12 protein-coding genes are annotated in these 15438 nt (G+C 72.2%); 8 read left to right on the top strand and 4 right to left on the bottom strand.

The features are described 5' to 3' along the window. Positions 1–136: 136 nt before the first annotated feature. Positions 137–427: a DUF1540 domain-containing protein gene (locus tag ABZS37_RS02440; protein ID WP_355165016.1), complete on the top strand. Its 291-nt coding sequence runs from the start codon at positions 137–139 to the stop codon at positions 425–427. A gap of 58 nt (positions 428–485) precedes the next feature. Here the strand turns inward: ABZS37_RS02440 and ABZS37_RS02435 are convergent, their stop codons facing one another. The 3 genes from ABZS37_RS02435 to ABZS37_RS02425 all read right to left on the bottom strand — a co-directional run bounded on the left by ABZS37_RS02435 (position 486) and on the right by ABZS37_RS02425 (position 4796). Then, on the bottom strand, positions 486–1946 hold the full coding sequence (locus tag ABZS37_RS02435) for a GTP-binding protein (protein ID WP_355165015.1): 1461 nt from the start codon (positions 1944–1946) through the stop codon (positions 486–488). Further along, positions 1943–3799: a dynamin family protein gene (locus ABZS37_RS02430; RefSeq protein WP_355165084.1), complete on the bottom strand. Its 1857-nt coding sequence runs from the start codon at positions 3797–3799 to the stop codon at positions 1943–1945. Before ABZS37_RS02430 ends, ABZS37_RS02435 begins: the two co-directional genes overlap by 4 nt. Before the next feature lie 115 nt (positions 3800–3914). After that, positions 3915–4796, bottom strand: coding sequence for an IniB N-terminal domain-containing protein (locus ABZS37_RS02425; protein WP_355165014.1), 882 nt, complete (start codon positions 4794–4796; stop codon positions 3915–3917). A gap of 296 nt (positions 4797–5092) precedes the next feature. Between ABZS37_RS02425 and ABZS37_RS02420 the strand changes: the two genes are divergently transcribed. The 7 genes from ABZS37_RS02420 (at position 5093) to ABZS37_RS02390 (ending at position 14597) form a co-directional block, all read left to right on the top strand. After that, positions 5093–6358, top strand: coding sequence for an Hsp70 family protein (locus tag ABZS37_RS02420; RefSeq protein ID WP_355165013.1), 1266 nt, complete (start codon positions 5093–5095; stop codon positions 6356–6358). Between the two features lie 5 nt (positions 6359–6363). Then, a complete protein-coding gene (locus ABZS37_RS02415) occupies positions 6364–8928 on the top strand; it encodes a LuxR C-terminal-related transcriptional regulator (RefSeq protein WP_355165012.1) in 2565 nt (854 codons plus the stop codon). A 43-nt stretch (positions 8929–8971) separates the two neighbouring features. Then, positions 8972–10966, top strand: a complete 1995-nt coding sequence (locus tag ABZS37_RS02410; RefSeq protein ID WP_355165011.1) for a nitrate- and nitrite sensing domain-containing protein — start codon at positions 8972–8974, stop codon at positions 10964–10966. Further along, a complete protein-coding gene (locus ABZS37_RS02405) occupies positions 10963–11412 on the top strand; it encodes a roadblock/LC7 domain-containing protein (protein WP_355165010.1) in 450 nt (149 codons plus the stop codon). Before ABZS37_RS02410 ends, ABZS37_RS02405 begins: the two co-directional genes overlap by 4 nt. Then, positions 11390–11770: a DUF742 domain-containing protein gene (locus tag ABZS37_RS02400; RefSeq protein ID WP_355165009.1), complete on the top strand. Its 381-nt coding sequence runs from the start codon at positions 11390–11392 to the stop codon at positions 11768–11770. The genes ABZS37_RS02405 and ABZS37_RS02400 overlap by 23 nt, the downstream gene beginning before the upstream one ends. A 74-nt stretch (positions 11771–11844) precedes the next feature. After that, positions 11845–12585 carry a cellulose binding domain-containing protein gene (locus ABZS37_RS02395; RefSeq protein WP_355165008.1) on the top strand — a complete coding sequence of 247 codons (741 nt, stop codon included), beginning with the start codon at positions 11845–11847 and terminating at the stop codon, positions 12583–12585. A gap of 95 nt (positions 12586–12680) precedes the next feature. Then, entirely contained in the window at positions 12681–14597 is a 1917-nt protein-coding gene (locus ABZS37_RS02390; RefSeq protein ID WP_355165007.1) for a glycerophosphodiester phosphodiesterase family protein, read from the top strand. A gap of 47 nt (positions 14598–14644) precedes the next feature. Here the strand turns inward: ABZS37_RS02390 and ABZS37_RS02385 are convergent, their stop codons facing one another. Continuing rightward, complete coding sequence (locus ABZS37_RS02385; protein ID WP_355165006.1) at positions 14645–15241, bottom strand: hypothetical protein; 597 nt, start codon at positions 15239–15241, stop codon at positions 14645–14647. Positions 15242–15438 lie beyond the last annotated feature (197 nt).

The following is a 15438-nucleotide window of genomic DNA, read 5'->3' as shown; positions in this document are numbered from 1 at the left end:
GCGCCAGCGGCAATCCATCGCTTAGGGAAGGCTGCCCTTCCCAAAATATCCCCAAAAGAGGCTTCTGATGGGGAGTTGTCCCGTCGAAGCCGGGTACTGCGATTGCCCGGCACCACCGACGGAAGCGAGACCGCTCATGACTGACATGCTGGAGATGCCCCGGGTCCACGAGTGCACGGTCACCGACTGCGGCTACAACCACGACGGCTGCCACGCGTTCGCCATCACCATCGGACAGCAGAACGCCAGCTGCGCCACGTTCATCGACACCTCGGCCAAGGGCGGGCTGGACCGCGTCATCGCCCAGGTCGGGGCCTGCAAACGCTCCGACTGCCAACACAACGCCGAACTGGAGTGCCACGCGCAGTCCATTCGGGTGGGGCCCGGCCAGGACATCGCCGACTGCCAGACGTATCAGCCACGCTGAGCGCTCCGCAGGCACCGATGCGGGGCGGCCACCGCTGCGAGGCGGACGCCGTCAGCGCTCAGCGACCGCCCGCGACCAGCTCGGCGATCATTCCCTCGCAGCTGCGGACGACGACCTGGGCCCCGCGCCGCTGCACGAGCGGAAGCAGGGGGTCCTCCGCCCGGTCCCGCCATTGCCACTGCGCATCGGTGGCGACCTCCCAGAGCCGCTGCACGGTCGCCTCGTGCTCGACACCGAGCCGGGCGGCGAGGCCCACGCCGTCACCCCCGATCAGCCGCTGCGCCTCGGCAGCCAGCTCGGCGTCGAACCCGAGCCGGGTGTTCCGCAGCGCCACCAGCAGGCGTAGCTCCCGAAACTCGTGCGCACCGACGAGGATCTGCTCGACCACGCCGGCCAGCTCGGCAGAACCCCGGGTGGGCTGGGCCCGCAGCAGCGCCTCGACCGCGGCCAGCGCTGACCGGGCCTTGAGCGCGTCGCGGCGGTCGATGAAACAGCGGGTCACCGACTCGCGCAGCTCGGTGAGACCGCTGCGCCGAATGAGCTCGGCGGAGAGCTTCACCCGGCTGTCAAAGCCGCTGCGGACCAATGTGGCCGCCAGCCGGACACCGAAGACCCCGAACCGATCCAGCAGCGCGGCGCGCACCTCGGTGTCCAGCCGTACCGGCAGCTCGCCGCGAAGGAAGCGGTCGGCGGAGATCAGGTGGGCGTCCAGCTCCGCCCGGGGCACCTGGGCCAGCGTCGCGAGCGCGGCGAAGTCCGACTCGCTGAGCATTCTGCCCGCCAGGCCGATCATCCCACTGCACGCCACCACGTTCACGCTGACCGCGCGAACCCGCGGATCGCGGTAGTGCCGCCGAGCGAGCTGACGGGCGGTGAGCAGCCCGTCGATCCGGCCTCCGCCGGTCTCGTCCGCCCGGGACAGCACCATGATCACATTGACCGGCGCGGTCTGCCCGACGGCGCTGTCCCGGCCGGACTCCAGCACCCGCAGATCACTGTCGCGACCGTCGCGGGTCAGGTACAACACCGCGTCCGCATCCCGTAACACCCGGTCCAACACTGGCACGCGGCCCTGCTCATCGGTGCCGCTGACCGCCGGGGTGTCGATCAGCGTGACCTGCCGCAGCGCCCGCGTCGGCCACTGCACCACGATGTCCCCGACGGCCCCCGCGCCCCAGCCGAGATCCACCCGCAGCCCGGTGGCCGACTTGACCACCGTCAGTTCCTGCGGAGGCTGACCGGCCGGGTAGGCCGTGGCGCGCGGCGCAGCGCCGTCCTCGTACCAGGTGAAGACGCCATCTGCCCTCTCGACCGGTGCGACCTCCTCCCCCATCAGCGCGTTGAGCACCGTCGACTTGCCGGATCGCCACGGGCCGGCGACCGCGATCCGCAGCGGTTGCTCCAACCGGGCCACCTGATGTCGCAACTGCCCGACGGCCCGGGGGTCGTCCTGGTAGAGGTCGATGGCCTGGTGCAGCAACCCCCAGGCCGCCTCGTCCAAGCGCAGCCCCACGGTCATGCTCGAGGCTCCACCAGCATCGGAGCGGAACGGGCACCGGTCACCTGCTGGGCCTGCTCGTAGAGCGCGGCCAGCCGGGTCATCTTCAGCCGGATCTCGCGCTGCCGCTGCTCGCGCAGCGAGGCATCGGTGTCGGCCTCCTGCTTCGCGCTCCGGAACGACTGGACGATGGCCTCCTGGAGCTCCTCGGTCAGCCCCGTGAAGTGGTCCCGCAGCATCCGCTGCACCTGCCGGGCGGTGTCCCGGCAGTCTCGGATCATCCGGACGAAGACGTCGTCGACATGCCGCTGGATGGACGCCTTGACGGTCGCCTGCCGGCGGCGGAGCAACTGCTTGCTCTCGTCGCGGATGCTCTTGCCGCCGAACAGCGCCCCGATGCCAACCGAGACCGGGTTGATCATCGGCATCCCGGCCAAGGTGGTCGCCAGACCAAACATCAGCATGCCGCCGTACGAGCCCTTCATGCCGGTGAACAGCTTCTGGCCCGTGGTGAACCGGTCGATCGTCGGCCGTTCCAGCTCTGGCAGTCGCTCGCCGATGTCGTCCGGCATCGTCATCGACCAGGGCGGCAGCACGTCGTAGCCGTACCGGTTGAAGTTGGCGGCCACCCGGCGGGCGATCCAGTCACAGCGCTGGATCAGCCACTCGTGGTTCGCCTCCGCCGCCTCCACCAGGCTCCTCTCCAGCCAGTCGTGGAAGGTGTCCCAGGCGACCAACGGATCGGCGGTGTCGAACGCCTCGTCCACCGTGCGCAGGATCTGACGGGTCCGGTCTCGAAGGTCGTACTCGATGTCGGAGAGCAGGTCGCCGATCTCGTCGTTGAGCGTGTTCTGCCACCGGGTCGAGCACCGGCGCAGCTCGTCGACCTCGCGTTGCGCCGCATGCAGCCGGGAAATCGGCCCGGACTGCTCCTCGGCCTCCTGGGTCGCCAGCTCGGCGCGCAGCGGCGCGGCCAACTGCTCCACCACCGTCCGGGCCACCGTCTGCACCGACGCCCTGGCCAGTTGGTTGGCCTTGCCTGCCAGATCCTGCTGCAGCCGGGCGATCAGCACGGGAAAGCCGGACTCGGCGTTGAGGCCACGGTCGTCGACCGCGGCAGCGCGCAGTCGCAGCGTCGCCGAGACCGGGATCAACGTCGCCGGGACGCCAGCTTCGGCCAGGTGCTGCCGGTTGCGCTCGGCGACCGCACGCCAGTCCGCCACCAGATCGGTCTTGCTCTGCACCACGACCACGTTCGGATGTGACCGCATGACATGCAGCAGCATGTTCAGCTCGGCAACCGACAGTTCCCGGGTGGAGTCGGAGACCAGCAGCACGGTGTCGGCGCGGGCGGGAGCAGCGACCGAGGCGGCACCGCCGATAGCGGCGATCTCGTCGGTGCCGGGAGTGTCCACCAGCACCAGCCCGGCACCGAGCAGGGCGCGGGGCACCCCGATCTCGACGTACGCCGGGCCGCCACCCGGCCGCCGCCCGATCATGCCGGCCACGCCCGCCGCGACCTGGTTGAGCGCCACCGGGGTCCGCTCGACGGTCAGCGCGACGGCAGTGCCGGCGGGACGGCCCGGGGCTGGTGGCGGTGCCTGGGCCACGGCGGCGGACGGGACCTCGGCGTGCTGCACCACGGTCGGCAGGACGGTCGTGCGGCCGTCGCCGACCGGGCAGGCCGGCGCGTTGATGATCGCGTTGATCAACTGACTCTTGCCCTGGTTCGGCTCACCGATGACCAGGACGCGGAGCGTCGGGTCCAGCAGTTGGGCGCGTTTCTGCCGCACCGTCTGGAGTAGATCGCCACGACCGTGTGCACTGCAGGTGCGGGCGATTTCGTCCAGCACGTCCAACCAGATCCCGGCCATCACCGCACCAAGTGTGCGGATTTCGGCTCAATTATCAAGAGGGACCGGATGTGGAACCGGAGAGGGCCGGATCGCCTGAAGCGATCCGGCCTCCCGTTCCTACCGGAAATCCCCGTCAGAGCAGACCACCGGTGATACCCAGCAGCCCGTGGTCAGACGAGGCGTGCGAGTCGCCCAGCACACCATCGGTGACTCCGCCGGTCACATCGCCGACCGTGCCGGTGACACCGGGGAGGAGGCTGTCCACCTGGTGCGTCACACCGCCCACGGCGGACGGTACGTCGAGCGGCGGGACCACGCCGCCGACAACGCCGCCGTGCCCGAGGCCGAGCCCGCCCAGGGTGTCGTCGATACCGAGGGAGCCAACGACACCATTGATCTGACCGTGGGTGCCGGAGAGGACACCGCCGGTCAGATCACCGCCGAGCAGACCCGGGTCGGTGGCGCCGAGCAGGCCGGTCGGGTCGCCGACCGCGCCGGTGACGTCCCCGAGCACCGGGTCCGTGATGGCGTCCACCGGCTGCACCACGTCGGCATCGAGGGTGTACGCCACGTCGGAAACACCGGCCAGGTCGGTGTCGAGGCCGTTCGGGCCGACGCCCAGGCCGATCCCCGGCAGCACGGTGACCCCGGCGGCGGCGGTTGCCGGGTCGAACGCGATGGCGCCGAGCACACCGGCCTTGACGTCCACGCCCGTGGGAGAACTCGTGACGCTGATCTGCTGCGCCACGCTCTGCAGCTGGCCCACCACGTCGGTGGTGTCGGTCACCAGCGGGTCCAGCCCGAGCTGGCTGACGGACGGGGCCAACGGCGCGAGGCCCTGCCCCGGCGCGTAGTCGACGACCAACGGTACAACGTCCTGCACGTCGGTCGCGGTGATGTCGGTGAGCCCCGCAGCCCGCAGCGCACCCTCGGGGTCGAGGTCGAAGGCCGACCGCGCGTCGGGGTTCGTCAGCAGGTCGAGCACGAAGTCGTGGAGGGTCTGGTGCGAGTCCATGTGCCGGTTCTCCTCGGAAGTGGCGTCGGCGAATGTCGTACGTCGACAGTGACGCTATTGCCGGGCACGCCCCCGGACATCGGGGCTCAGCCCGCATCCGCCCCGGTTGAACTAGGGGCTCCTCCGCCTCGTACGTTAGGGGGACAGGGGGAAACCGTCCCGGCAAGATTAGGGTCCCGACCAGGGACTGATCTCTGGTACGAACGTAGGAGCCCGCGGGGTTCGCCGGGGGTGGGTCGTCGGCAGCACCGACGCCATCGCCACCGAACGGCCAACTCACGGGGAGAGAAGAGACGATGCCGTACGTCCTGGGGATAGACATCGGAAGCACCAACACGGCCGCCGCCGTCGCGCGGCGACACGGCACGACCTGGACGCGTCCCGAGGTCATCCCGCTGACCGCCGACTCAGCTCTCGTACCGTCGGTGCTGTGCCTGTCGGAGGACGGCTCGCTGCACGTCGGCGAGCCCGCGACCGACGACGGCAGCCGCACCACCCGCGACTTCGTCCACCGGATCGGCGATGACGTGCCCCTGCTGCTCGGCGGCGAGGCATGCGCCCCGCAGACGCTGACCGCGGAGCTGGCGGCGTGGGTGGTGGAACGGGCTCACGCCCTGGAGGGCCGCGCGGCCGAGGCGATCGTGCTCAGCCACCCGGCGGGGTGGCGCCCCTACCGGCGCGAGATGCTGCACCGGGCGCTGTCGGACCTTGGCCTGCGTCACGTGACGTTGCTGCCCCGCACGGTCACGGTGGCCGAGAGTCACGCGGCCCGAGGGTTCGCGGGCACCACGGCCGTCGTCTACGCCCTGGGGGGCAACAGCTTCGAGGCCGCCCTGGTGCGTCGCACCGCGCGCGGCACGTACGAGACGTTCGGCACGCCGCAGGGTCTCGACTCGATCGGCGGCGCCGACTTCGACGAGGCGCTGGCCGAGCATGCCCGTACCGTCCTGGCCCGGGAGCTGGCCGCCACCGCACGTCGGGGCGCCCAGGCCGCGCTGCGCGGGCTTCGCGCGGAGTGTGACCGGGTCAAGCGGGTGCTGACCGTCGATCTCACGGCCGACGTGGTGCTGGCCCTGCCGAGCGGCCCGGCACGGATACCGGTGACCCGGGCGCAGTTCGAGGACATGATCCGCCCGACGGTGCAGGCCACCGTCGACCTCCTGCTTCGGGCCGTGCAGAGTGCCAACCTGACGTCGGCGCAGCTCGACGGCGTCCTGCTGGCGGGCGGCTCCACCCGCGTCCCGCTCGTCGCCGAGCTGATCAGCGCGGCCCTCCCAGTCCCCGTCGAGGTGGAGCCGGATTCACAACTGACCGCCGCCACCGGGGCAGCCATGGCAGCCTGCCAGGTGGTGTCGCCACGCCCTCGCCACCCGGCACCGGTACGCGACCCGGCCCCGGTCGTCGGCACCGGGCGGGCCACCATCCCGGCACCGCGCCGCCCGCACCACGACACCACCGTCCCGGGCGATCCGCCACCGCGGCCCCCGGTCCGGGTCCTCCCACTGGAACTGCCGAAGCCGTCCCGCCTGGCGCTGGCCCGCAGCCGGGGACGCGAAGGATGACCCCAATGATCATGAATGACATCGCCGAATCAGGGCTGATGCTGGACAAGGGCCCGCAGGCCCTGCTGGACACGGTCGTGCAGGATCCGACCAGCCCGCTCACCGTCGGCATCGCCGGCCCAGGCGGTCACGGAAAGACCGCACTGCTCGCGGAGCTGGCACGGGTCCACCGACGCGCCGGAATCACCGTACGCACGGCCGCGCCGGAGCCGGGCGAAACGGTCGACCCCGACACACTGGTGCTGGTCGACGACGCGCACCTGCTCGACGACGCGCGGATCGGGGTGCTGCTGCGTCTGGTGGCCGCCCGTCGGCACCGGCTGGTGGTCGCCCATCGCCCGTGGCCCCGGCCAGCGGCCCTCAGCGAGCTGGTCGACACCCTGCGGCGCGACGGGCAGACCGTGCTGCTCACGCCGTTCACCCGGGAGCAGACCGCCGCCTACCTCGCCTCCACGCCCGAGTTGGGCCGCCGCGACGACCTGGTCGACTTCGTACACACACAGACCTCCGGCGTACCCCGGGACGTCGAACGGCTCGTGCGCGGCCTGGCCGGCACGGAGACCCTGACCGGCACCGTGGTCGACCCGCCCCGGTCCGTCGTCGGAGAGTTCGGGCCGGACCTGGACGTTCAGCCCGCCGCCGTACGACGACTGCTGCTCGCCGTCGCGGCGGGCGAGCCGCTGCCGGTGAGCATGCTCGGCGTACTCCTGGGCCGCGAGCCGGCGGCGGTGGACGAGCTGATCGCCACGACCAGGGCGGCCGGGCTGCTCGGCGCCGACGGCCGGCTCGCGCCGATCGTCCGGCGGGCCGTCACCACGCTCAGCCCGACCACCGACCGGACCGCGGTCTGGCGCCGGCTCACCGAGTTGCAGCTCGCTCGGGGCGGCGCGGTGCTGCCGCTGGTCCGCTCCCTGCTCGCGGTCGGCGCGCTCGGCGACTGCCCGGCCTCGACCCTCGCAGCGGCAGCGAGTGAGGCTCTGGCCGATGACCCGGCGTTCGCCGCCGACCTGTTCGCCGCCGCCACGGCGGCCGGACGGCCGGCCAGCGCCCAGCAGGCGCTCGCCGCCGCGCTCGCCGGCAACCTCGACGACGCCCTGCGGCTGGCGGACCGACTGCTGGCCACGGCCCTTCCGCCCGAGCGTTGCGAGGCGGCCGTCGTGGCCGCGACCGCCCTGGCCCATCGCGGTCACGTCGGTCGCAGCGTGGAGCTGTACCGGTGGTCGGGCACCGCCTCGGCGGTGGCGTTCGCCGTCGTCGGCGGGCTCGCCGGCGGCGACCTGGGCGCCACCGCCGAGCAGCCGGCGGGCGACCCCGCGAGCGAACCATTAACCTCGCACGCCAGCGCCGCCCGACTGATGGCCAACGGGGTACGCGAGAGCGTGACCGGCGCGCCGACCGGCGCGCTCTCCGCGCTCGTGCAGGCCGCCGCGCTGCTGGAGCCGGACGGACGGGCCGCGCTCCTACCGGACAGCCCAGCGGCGCTGGCCGCGTTGACGGCGGTGCACTGCGGTGAGCTGGAGATCGCCGAGCGGGTCCTGCACCGGGCCTTGGGTGCCGGTGTCGGCGGCCCGCTGATGGCTCGCCGCCATCGACTGTTGCAGGCCTGGATCCTGATGGTCCGTGGCGAGACGCACGCCGCGACCGAGCGCCTCGTCACGGTGACGCTCGACGGTCGGCAGTTGGAGTCACGCGACCTGCTCTTCGCCGCCGCGATCCGGATGGGCATCGGCCGGCGCAACAGCGACCTCGGGGCGCTCAAGCGTGGCTGGGGGCAGGCGCTGGAGGCGGTTGTTCGGCACCCCGTCGACCTGTTCACGCTGCTCCCGCTGGGTGAGCTGGCCATCGCGGGCGCACGGCTCGGTGACCTGGCCCGGCTGGAGCCGTACCTGCGGGAGGGGCGTTCGTTGCTCGGCCGACTCGGCGACCCACCACTGTGGAGTGTGCCGCTGCACTGGAGTGGTCTGCACGCCGCGATCCTGACCGGCGAGCCGGCCGTCGCCGACGAACACGTCGCCGCGCTACTCGCCGCCGCGGGCCACAGCCGGTACGCCGCCGTGGTCGCCGCAGCCGGGGAGAGCTGGGTGGAGGTCCTTCGGGGCGTCGTCGACCCCGCCCGGGTGGAGGCCGCCGCCCGAGGGCTGCACGACACCGGGCTGCGCTGGGACGGTGCTCGCCTCGCCGGCCAGGCCGCGATCCGTACCGCGGACCGGCGGGCGATGACCACCCTGCTGGAGTGCGCCCGCGCATTGCAGGGGCGGCCACCCAGCGGCTCGGTCGGACCGGCACCGACGACCGGTGAGAGCACGGCGCGGGTCGCCGGCCCCACCCAGCAGGGGCTCAGCGACCGCGAGTACGAGGTCGCCGAGCTGGTGCTGGCCGGGTTGACCTATCGGGAGATCGGCGACCGGCTCTTCATCTCGGCCAAGACCGTGGAACACCACGTGGCGCGAATGCGCAACCGGCTGAACTGCGCCAACCGCACCGAGTTGCTGGCTCTGCTGCGCACCCTCGTCGCCGACCGGGCCAGTGACACGGCCGGCCAGCCGTGGCCGCAGCGGGCGACCCGATGAGGCACCCACGCCACGGGCGCCGCCGCACCGAGCGGGGCGGCAGGTGACGCGTAGCGAGGTCCGGCTGATCCGGACCAGGCTGGCCGTGCTGGCCGCCGTCCTGATCACGCTTTGGTCGTACGCGGCCTACGTGACCAGCCAGGACGCCGTCGACCTGTTGCGGGTGCGGGCCCTGGCGGACACCCTGGGTCAGCCCATCGACCGCCTGATCCTGAGCCTGCAGACCGAACGCCGGTTCACCGCCGAGACGATCGCCGGGGCCGGGCCGACGGCGACCCCGCTGATCGGGGCACGCGAGGGCACCGACCGGGCTGCCACCGAGGTCCGCGAGTTCACCGAGGGCCGCGACCTTCGGCTGCTCAGCGCCGGCGAGGTCCGCGACCGGGCCGGCGAACTGGTCCGACGGCTGGACGGCCTGGGCACGATCCGGTCCCAGGTGGACGCCGGGCGGCTCGACCAGGCCGAGGCGGTCGACGGGTACGACCAGGTCATCGACGTCGCCTTCCGGGTGTACGGCCAAGAGTGGGGCGCGAACGAGAGCGAGTTGGCCGCCGACACCCGGGCGGTCATCGCGCTGGCCCGCGCCCGCGAGTTGCTCGCCCGGGAGGACACCCTGGTCAGCGCGGCCCTGACCGGTGAACGGCTCAGTGTCGACGAACGGCGCCGACTGACCGGACTCGTCAGCAGTCAGCGGTACGCGCGCACCGAGGCCGCAGCCGGACTGTCGGGCGAGCGCCAACTCCTCACGACGGGCCCCGAGTTCGCGGGCCTGGTCGCCCTGGAGGACAGGCTGTTATGGGCGGACACCGCGAACGCCCTGGTCGGGATCACCATGCCGGCCTGGCGGGCCGCGGCCGACACCGCCCTCGACACGCTGCAGACACTGGTGACGGCCACCGCTCGTAGCAGCGTCGAGCGGGCCACGCCGGGTGCCGCCGTGATCGTCGCACGTACCGGCGCGGTGGTGGGGCTCGGCCTCATCGTCGTGCTCGTGCTCCTGTTGAGCTGGGCAGGCACCGTCCGGCGCCTGGCCGACGAACTGACCGGGCCGGACGTCGACTCCCCGGTCGTGGCGCGGGATGCCACGGCCACGGTCCTGGCGCGGGATGCTGCGGCAACGGTCCTGGCGCGGGATGCCACGGCAACGGTCGTGGCGCGGGATGCTGCGGCCACGCCGGACGGCGCCGACCCGGAATTGTTCCTGCGGCTCACCCGACGCAACCAGGTTCTGCTGCGCGATCAGCTCAGCCTGCTCGACGGGATGCAGCGCCGGGAGCGGTCCGCCGAGGAGACCGCCGAGCTGTTCCAACTCGACCACCTCACCACCCGCATCCGACGCAACGTGGAGAAGTTGATCGCCCTCGCGGGCGCGACGCCCGCCCGCCGCTGGCGGCGCCCGGTGCCACTGCTCGACGTCGCACGCGGTGCGGTCGCCGAGGTGCCGGACTACCACCGGGTCCTGATCGCGCCGCACTGGCCGTGGTCGCTCGCGGGTCCCGCCGTCACGGACGTCATCCACCTGCTGGCGGAGCTGATCGAGAACGCCCTCGCCTTCTCTCCGGCGGACACCACCGTCCGGGTCACCGGCGAGCGCCGACCGCAGGGGTGCGCCGTCCTGGTGATCGACGACGGGCCTGGCCTGGACGCGTCCGCGCTCGCCGAGGCGAACCACCTGCTCGATAGCCCGCCACCGGCCCGCCCGCCCACGGGCCCGGCGGGGCTGTACACCGCCGCCGTGCTGGCCGACCGCTGTGGTGCCCACGTCTCGCTGCGTCCCAGCCAGCGGGGTGGGACGGCCGCGATCGTGCTCCTCTCGGCCCGGCTGGTCACGGCGACCGACACCGGCCGTGGCCCGTCCGCAGCAGCGCCCGGCGACCCGTTCCCGCAGGCCGGGAACGGCGCCCATCTGCCCAACCCGAGCGGCGGCGAACTGCCGACGCGGGTCCGTCACACCGGGCCGACCGGCCCCGAACACCGCAACACCGGCCTCGACACGGTCGAGTTGCCGGTCGCGAGAGCAGCGAGGAGACACCAATGACGTCTGCAGTGGTCACCGACGACAACCTGACCGGCGCCCTGGACCGCCTGGTCGACCGAGTGCACGGCGCGGAGTTCGCCGTGGTGCTCTCTCCCGACGGGCTGCCCCTCGGCGGTTCCCGGCAGGTGGAGGCGAAGCTGGCCGAGCAGATCTCCGGCGTGGTCGCCGGCCTCATCGCGTTGGGGCTCGCCGCCACCCGGGTCTGCGACGCGGGTGGCCTGCGCCAGGTCGTCGTGCAGATGTCGCGAGCGTTCCTGTTCATCGCCACCATCCCGAACGGGACCATCCTCACCGTCCGGATCGCCGGTGACGACGTCGAGGTCGGCGACATGGCGTACGAGGTGGCGCTCTTCGTGGGGCAGGCCGAGCGGCACCTGCCGATCAGTCTGGGACCGGCCTCCTCGGCGACGATCGAGGACACTGGTGCACACCACCGGCACCGCTGACGAGGCGTGGTACGACGACGACGCGGGCCCGGTCGCCCGGCCATACACGATGACCGGCGGGCGCACCGCGCCCGCGCGCGGCCAGTTCGACCTGATCTCACTGGTCGTCGCCCGGCGGGCGGTCACGCCTTCCACACCGCTCTTCCCCGAACAGGCGCGGATCGTCGAGCTGTGTCACCATCCAGTGTCGGTGGCTGAGGTCGGCGCCGAGCTGGACCTTCCACTGGGCACCGTCCGGGTGCTGCTCGGCGACCTGGTCACGGCCGGGCTGATCGAGACGCATGACCCGCCGGTGCTGTCGGAGCTGCCGACCGACGATCTGCTTGAGGCGATACTCGTCGGGCTTCGCGCCCTGTGAGAGGGCAGGTGCCATCCGCGACCCGGACGGATCGCGGGCGCGCACCCGGCGCCGAATTGAAGGGGAGACAGGCAGTGCCGGCAACACCACCCCAACCACGCCGTACCGTGGCGATCATTCTGCTGGACCGCATCGTGGCCCTCGTTACGGCCGCACGGCGGGTGCTCACCGGTCGGGACGACGTCTCGCGGGCCACCTGGGTGGCCATGATCGCGGCGTTCGGGGTGCTGATCGCGACGGCCGTCTCCGTCATCGGGGTCCTGCGTACGCCGGAGAAGTTGACACCGGTGACCCTCGATCCGCCGCCGTCCGCCGAGCAGGTGCGCACACCGCCGGCCGGCACTTCCCGGGCACAGCCGCGACCGGCTGCCACCAGCCTGGCTGCGTCCGCTCCCCCGGCAGCCGGCTCGGCCACCCCAACCCCGCCGATCGTCGGCGCGTCGGTCCGGCCCACACCGACCGGTTCGACGGCAGCGCCCCCACCGGCCGCGCTGCACGCCGACTTCGCCATCGCGGACAACGCCCTGCTCAGTTATGGCGCGGCCGTGACGATCAGCAATCCCGGGCCCGTGTCGGTGCCGCAGTGGTCGCTGACCGTCACCCTGCCCCGGGAGTCTCTGCGCGTCAGTGCGGTCGAGGGCGCACGGGTCAGCCGGGACGGTGCGGTGTGGACGTTCGTGCCGGACGGAAGCGCCGGTCAGGTGCCTGGCAGCGCTTCGGTCCGGGTCACGTTCCGAGTCAACGGCTCGCCGGCCGGTTCCGCCCCGGAGGCGTGCACCATCGACGGTGCCGCCTGCACCGGCCTGCCGAACTGACCACCCCGCCCGATGGGGTGGGGTACACCCAGCGTTCCGGCGGCAGCCACACGTCATTGATCATGAATTCGGGTGCGCTTCGTACCGTTCCCGCCATGACTGTCCTACCCGCATCATCGTCGCCCGACCGCTCCGGATCGAGGCTCGGCGCCCTGCGTAGCCGGGTCGCCGCCACCGTCGCCGCCCTCGCCGTCACCGGCGCTGCCGTCGCGGTCACCGTCGCGGCCTCGTCGCCCGCCACTGCCGAGCCGGGCAGCGTCGTCGTCTCGGAGAACTTCTCGACCGGGTCACTGCCCGCCGGTTGGAACGCGGTCGACGGCACCTGGAAGGTCGAGAACGGCCGGCTGTACGGAACCTCCGCCAGCTCCGGCGAGAACAACAAGATCACCTTCGGTCGGCACCTGAACGACTTCCGCCTTGAGGCGACCATGCGCTTCGAGTCGGTCTCCGCCGCCACCCGCTGGGCCTCACTCGGCATCGATGTCCCCGCCGACGGCGCCACCCCGTGGTGGATCGCCACCATGCGCAGCGGCACCACCGCCGCCAACGGTCTCGAGTTCGCCCAGCGGACCACGGCCAACGCCTGGGTCGTGGCGAACACCGCCTCCGCCCCGTACGCCGCCGGCACCGGCCGGGACATCCGCGTCGCCGTCGAGGTGCGCGGCAACCAGGCCCGCTGGATCTTCGACGGGCGGGAGGCGATGCGGACGAACAGCCTCCAGCGCTCTGCCAACGGCGTCCAGGGGCTCTTCGTCAACGGCTCCACCGTGTCGTACGACGACGTCACCGTCACCGAGCTGGCACCGAACGGCTACATCCGGCCCGAGGGCAGCCCGTTCACCGTGATCGCCCACCGGGGCGCGTCCGCCGCCGCACCGGAGAACACCCTCGTCGCGCAGGAGATCGCCCGCAAGGGCGGTGCCGACTGGATCGAGAACGACGTCCAGCCGAGCAAGGACGGCATCCCGTTCATCCTGCACGACGGCACTGTCGACCGGACCACCGACGGCACCGGCAATATCCGGGACCTGAGCGCCGCGCAGATCAAGGCACTCGACGCCGGCTCCTGGTTCGGCCCGCAGTACGTCGGCGAGCGGGTGCCCACCCTCGCCGAGCAGCTCGCCGACCTGCGGACCCGGGGCGGCAACCTGCTCGTGGAGATCAAGGGCAAGCACACCCGGGACGAGGTCGCCACGATCATCCAGGTGATCCGGGACGAACAGATGATGGGCCGGGTCTTCATCCAGAGCTTCGAGGTCGACGCGCTGAAGTACACCTACGAACTCGCCCCCGAGCTGCCGCTCGGCCTGCTCCGCAGCAACCTCGACGCCGACCCGGCGGCGATCGCCAAGGAGCTGCATCTGACCGCGTACAACCCGGACGGCAACGCGCTGCTCGCCAAGCCGGAGGTCATCGCCCCGCTGCACGCCGCCGGGGTCGCCGTGATGGCCTGGACGATGGACTCGGCCGGCCTGTGGCAGCGGTTGGAGCGCATCGGCACCGACGCGATCATCACCAACCGTGCGTCCGAGCTGGTCGGATGGAACTCGGCATTCCTGCAGCGGGCCTCCGCCGACCCGACGGTGGAGATCACCTCGCCGGCCAACGGGGCTCGGCTCGACCGGGCGCAGTCCCCGGTGATCGCGGTCGCCGCGACCAACGCGGACACCGTCACCGTCACGTTGGACGGCAAGAAGTCAGCCGCCGGGCGCAAGCTCGACCTGGCCAAGCTGACCGCGGGTCGCCACACCATCTCCACCCAGGTGACCGGGCCTGAGGGCACCGCCACCGCGACCAGCACCTTCACCGTGACGGTGAGCCAGGCCGGCCTCGGCTACCTGATCCTCACGTCCGGCGCCGATGCGGCTGCCATCACCGCGATGACCACCAAGCTGGTCCACGCCCAGTACGCCGAGCTGGCTACCTACGCCGACCGGCAGGCCGGCAAGCTCGTCCCGGCCGAGGTCGCCAGCGTCATCGCCGCCGACGCCCGTACCCTCGCGCTGAAGTAGTCCAGACCGGTCCCCGCCGTCGCCCCGACGGCGGGGACCAACGCGTCTCAGTGGACGGCCACCGGCGGCTCAGCCCGCTCCCCCTGCTTCCGCAAAGCCGGCAGTGCCGGCGCGAGTGCCGCCAGCATGCACAGGCCGCCGATCGGAAGCAGATCGAGGGTGACCACCGGCAGGACGATGCCGGCGAGCAGCAGCGGAACGCTCCACCACGGCAGGCGTCGCCTGGCGGCGAGCATGCCCGCGAGAACGACCAGGCCCAGGAAGAAGAGCTGGGGTACGACGTCGTAGAAGGCCACCTCGACGCCCGGGATGTCCTTGAAGTCCGCGCCGAGCGCTGACATCTCCGCCCGGTCCGCGGCCAGGAGCCCTTCCACGATGTCAGCGCCGAACTGCACCATCGTCGCGGCGAGCCCCACCAACGTCAGAGCCACCACCCCGGTGCGCCACGGGCTGCGGGGCAGCAGGCGGGCCAGCGCGAGAACGGTGGGGACGAAGAACACCATGCCGGCGAGGCCGACCAGATGTGCGGCCTGCCAGTCGATCCCCGGGCCGTACACCCCGTCGGATCGTGCCCACAGACGTACCAAGCCGTAGGCCGCGATACCGACCGGCCCGGCAATCACATAGAGCGCAGCGCGTTTCATGCCAGCCATCATCTGGTCGCCGATGCCGCCCGACCTCCGGGCACGTCCCTTGCCTGGCCCCGAGATCCGACTCAGGTCTTCCACCGAGCAACCCTTGATCCACCCGCACGCTAGCGGGGCAGAAACCGCCAAGACGCCAACCCTCGGGTCCCGGGCCCCCGGGTCCGGGCCCGCCCAACGATCTTGCAGTTCCGGTC

Origin of the sequence: Micromonospora sp. NPDC005413 (assembly GCF_040606435.1) — a bacterium.
GTDB lineage: Bacteria > Actinomycetota > Actinomycetes > Mycobacteriales > Micromonosporaceae > Micromonospora.
This window is presented reverse-complemented; position numbering and strand designations above follow the sequence as displayed.

Bases quoted from the DNA above. Each gene is read 5' to 3' on its own strand.
- ABZS37_RS02440 (WP_355165016.1), top strand. From the start codon at position 137: ATGACTGACATGCTGGAGATGCCCCGGGTCCACGAGTGCACGGTCACC.
- ABZS37_RS02435 (WP_355165015.1), bottom strand. From the start codon at position 1,946: ATGACCGTGGGGCTGCGCTTGGACGAGGCGGCCTGGGGGTTGCTGCAC.
- ABZS37_RS02430 (WP_355165084.1), bottom strand. From the start codon at position 3,799: ATGGCCGGGATCTGGTTGGACGTGCTGGACGAAATCGCCCGCACCTGC.
- ABZS37_RS02425 (WP_355165014.1), bottom strand. From the start codon at position 4,796: ATGGACTCGCACCAGACCCTCCACGACTTCGTGCTCGACCTGCTGACG.
- ABZS37_RS02420 (WP_355165013.1), top strand. From the start codon at position 5,093: ATGCCGTACGTCCTGGGGATAGACATCGGAAGCACCAACACGGCCGCC.
- ABZS37_RS02415 (WP_355165012.1), top strand. From the start codon at position 6,364: ATGATCATGAATGACATCGCCGAATCAGGGCTGATGCTGGACAAGGGC.
- ABZS37_RS02405 (WP_355165010.1), top strand. From the start codon at position 10,963: ATGACGTCTGCAGTGGTCACCGACGACAACCTGACCGGCGCCCTGGAC.
- ABZS37_RS02390 (WP_355165007.1), top strand. From the start codon at position 12,681: ATGACTGTCCTACCCGCATCATCGTCGCCCGACCGCTCCGGATCGAGG.
- ABZS37_RS02385 (WP_355165006.1), bottom strand. From the start codon at position 15,241: ATGAAACGCGCTGCGCTCTATGTGATTGCCGGGCCGGTCGGTATCGCG.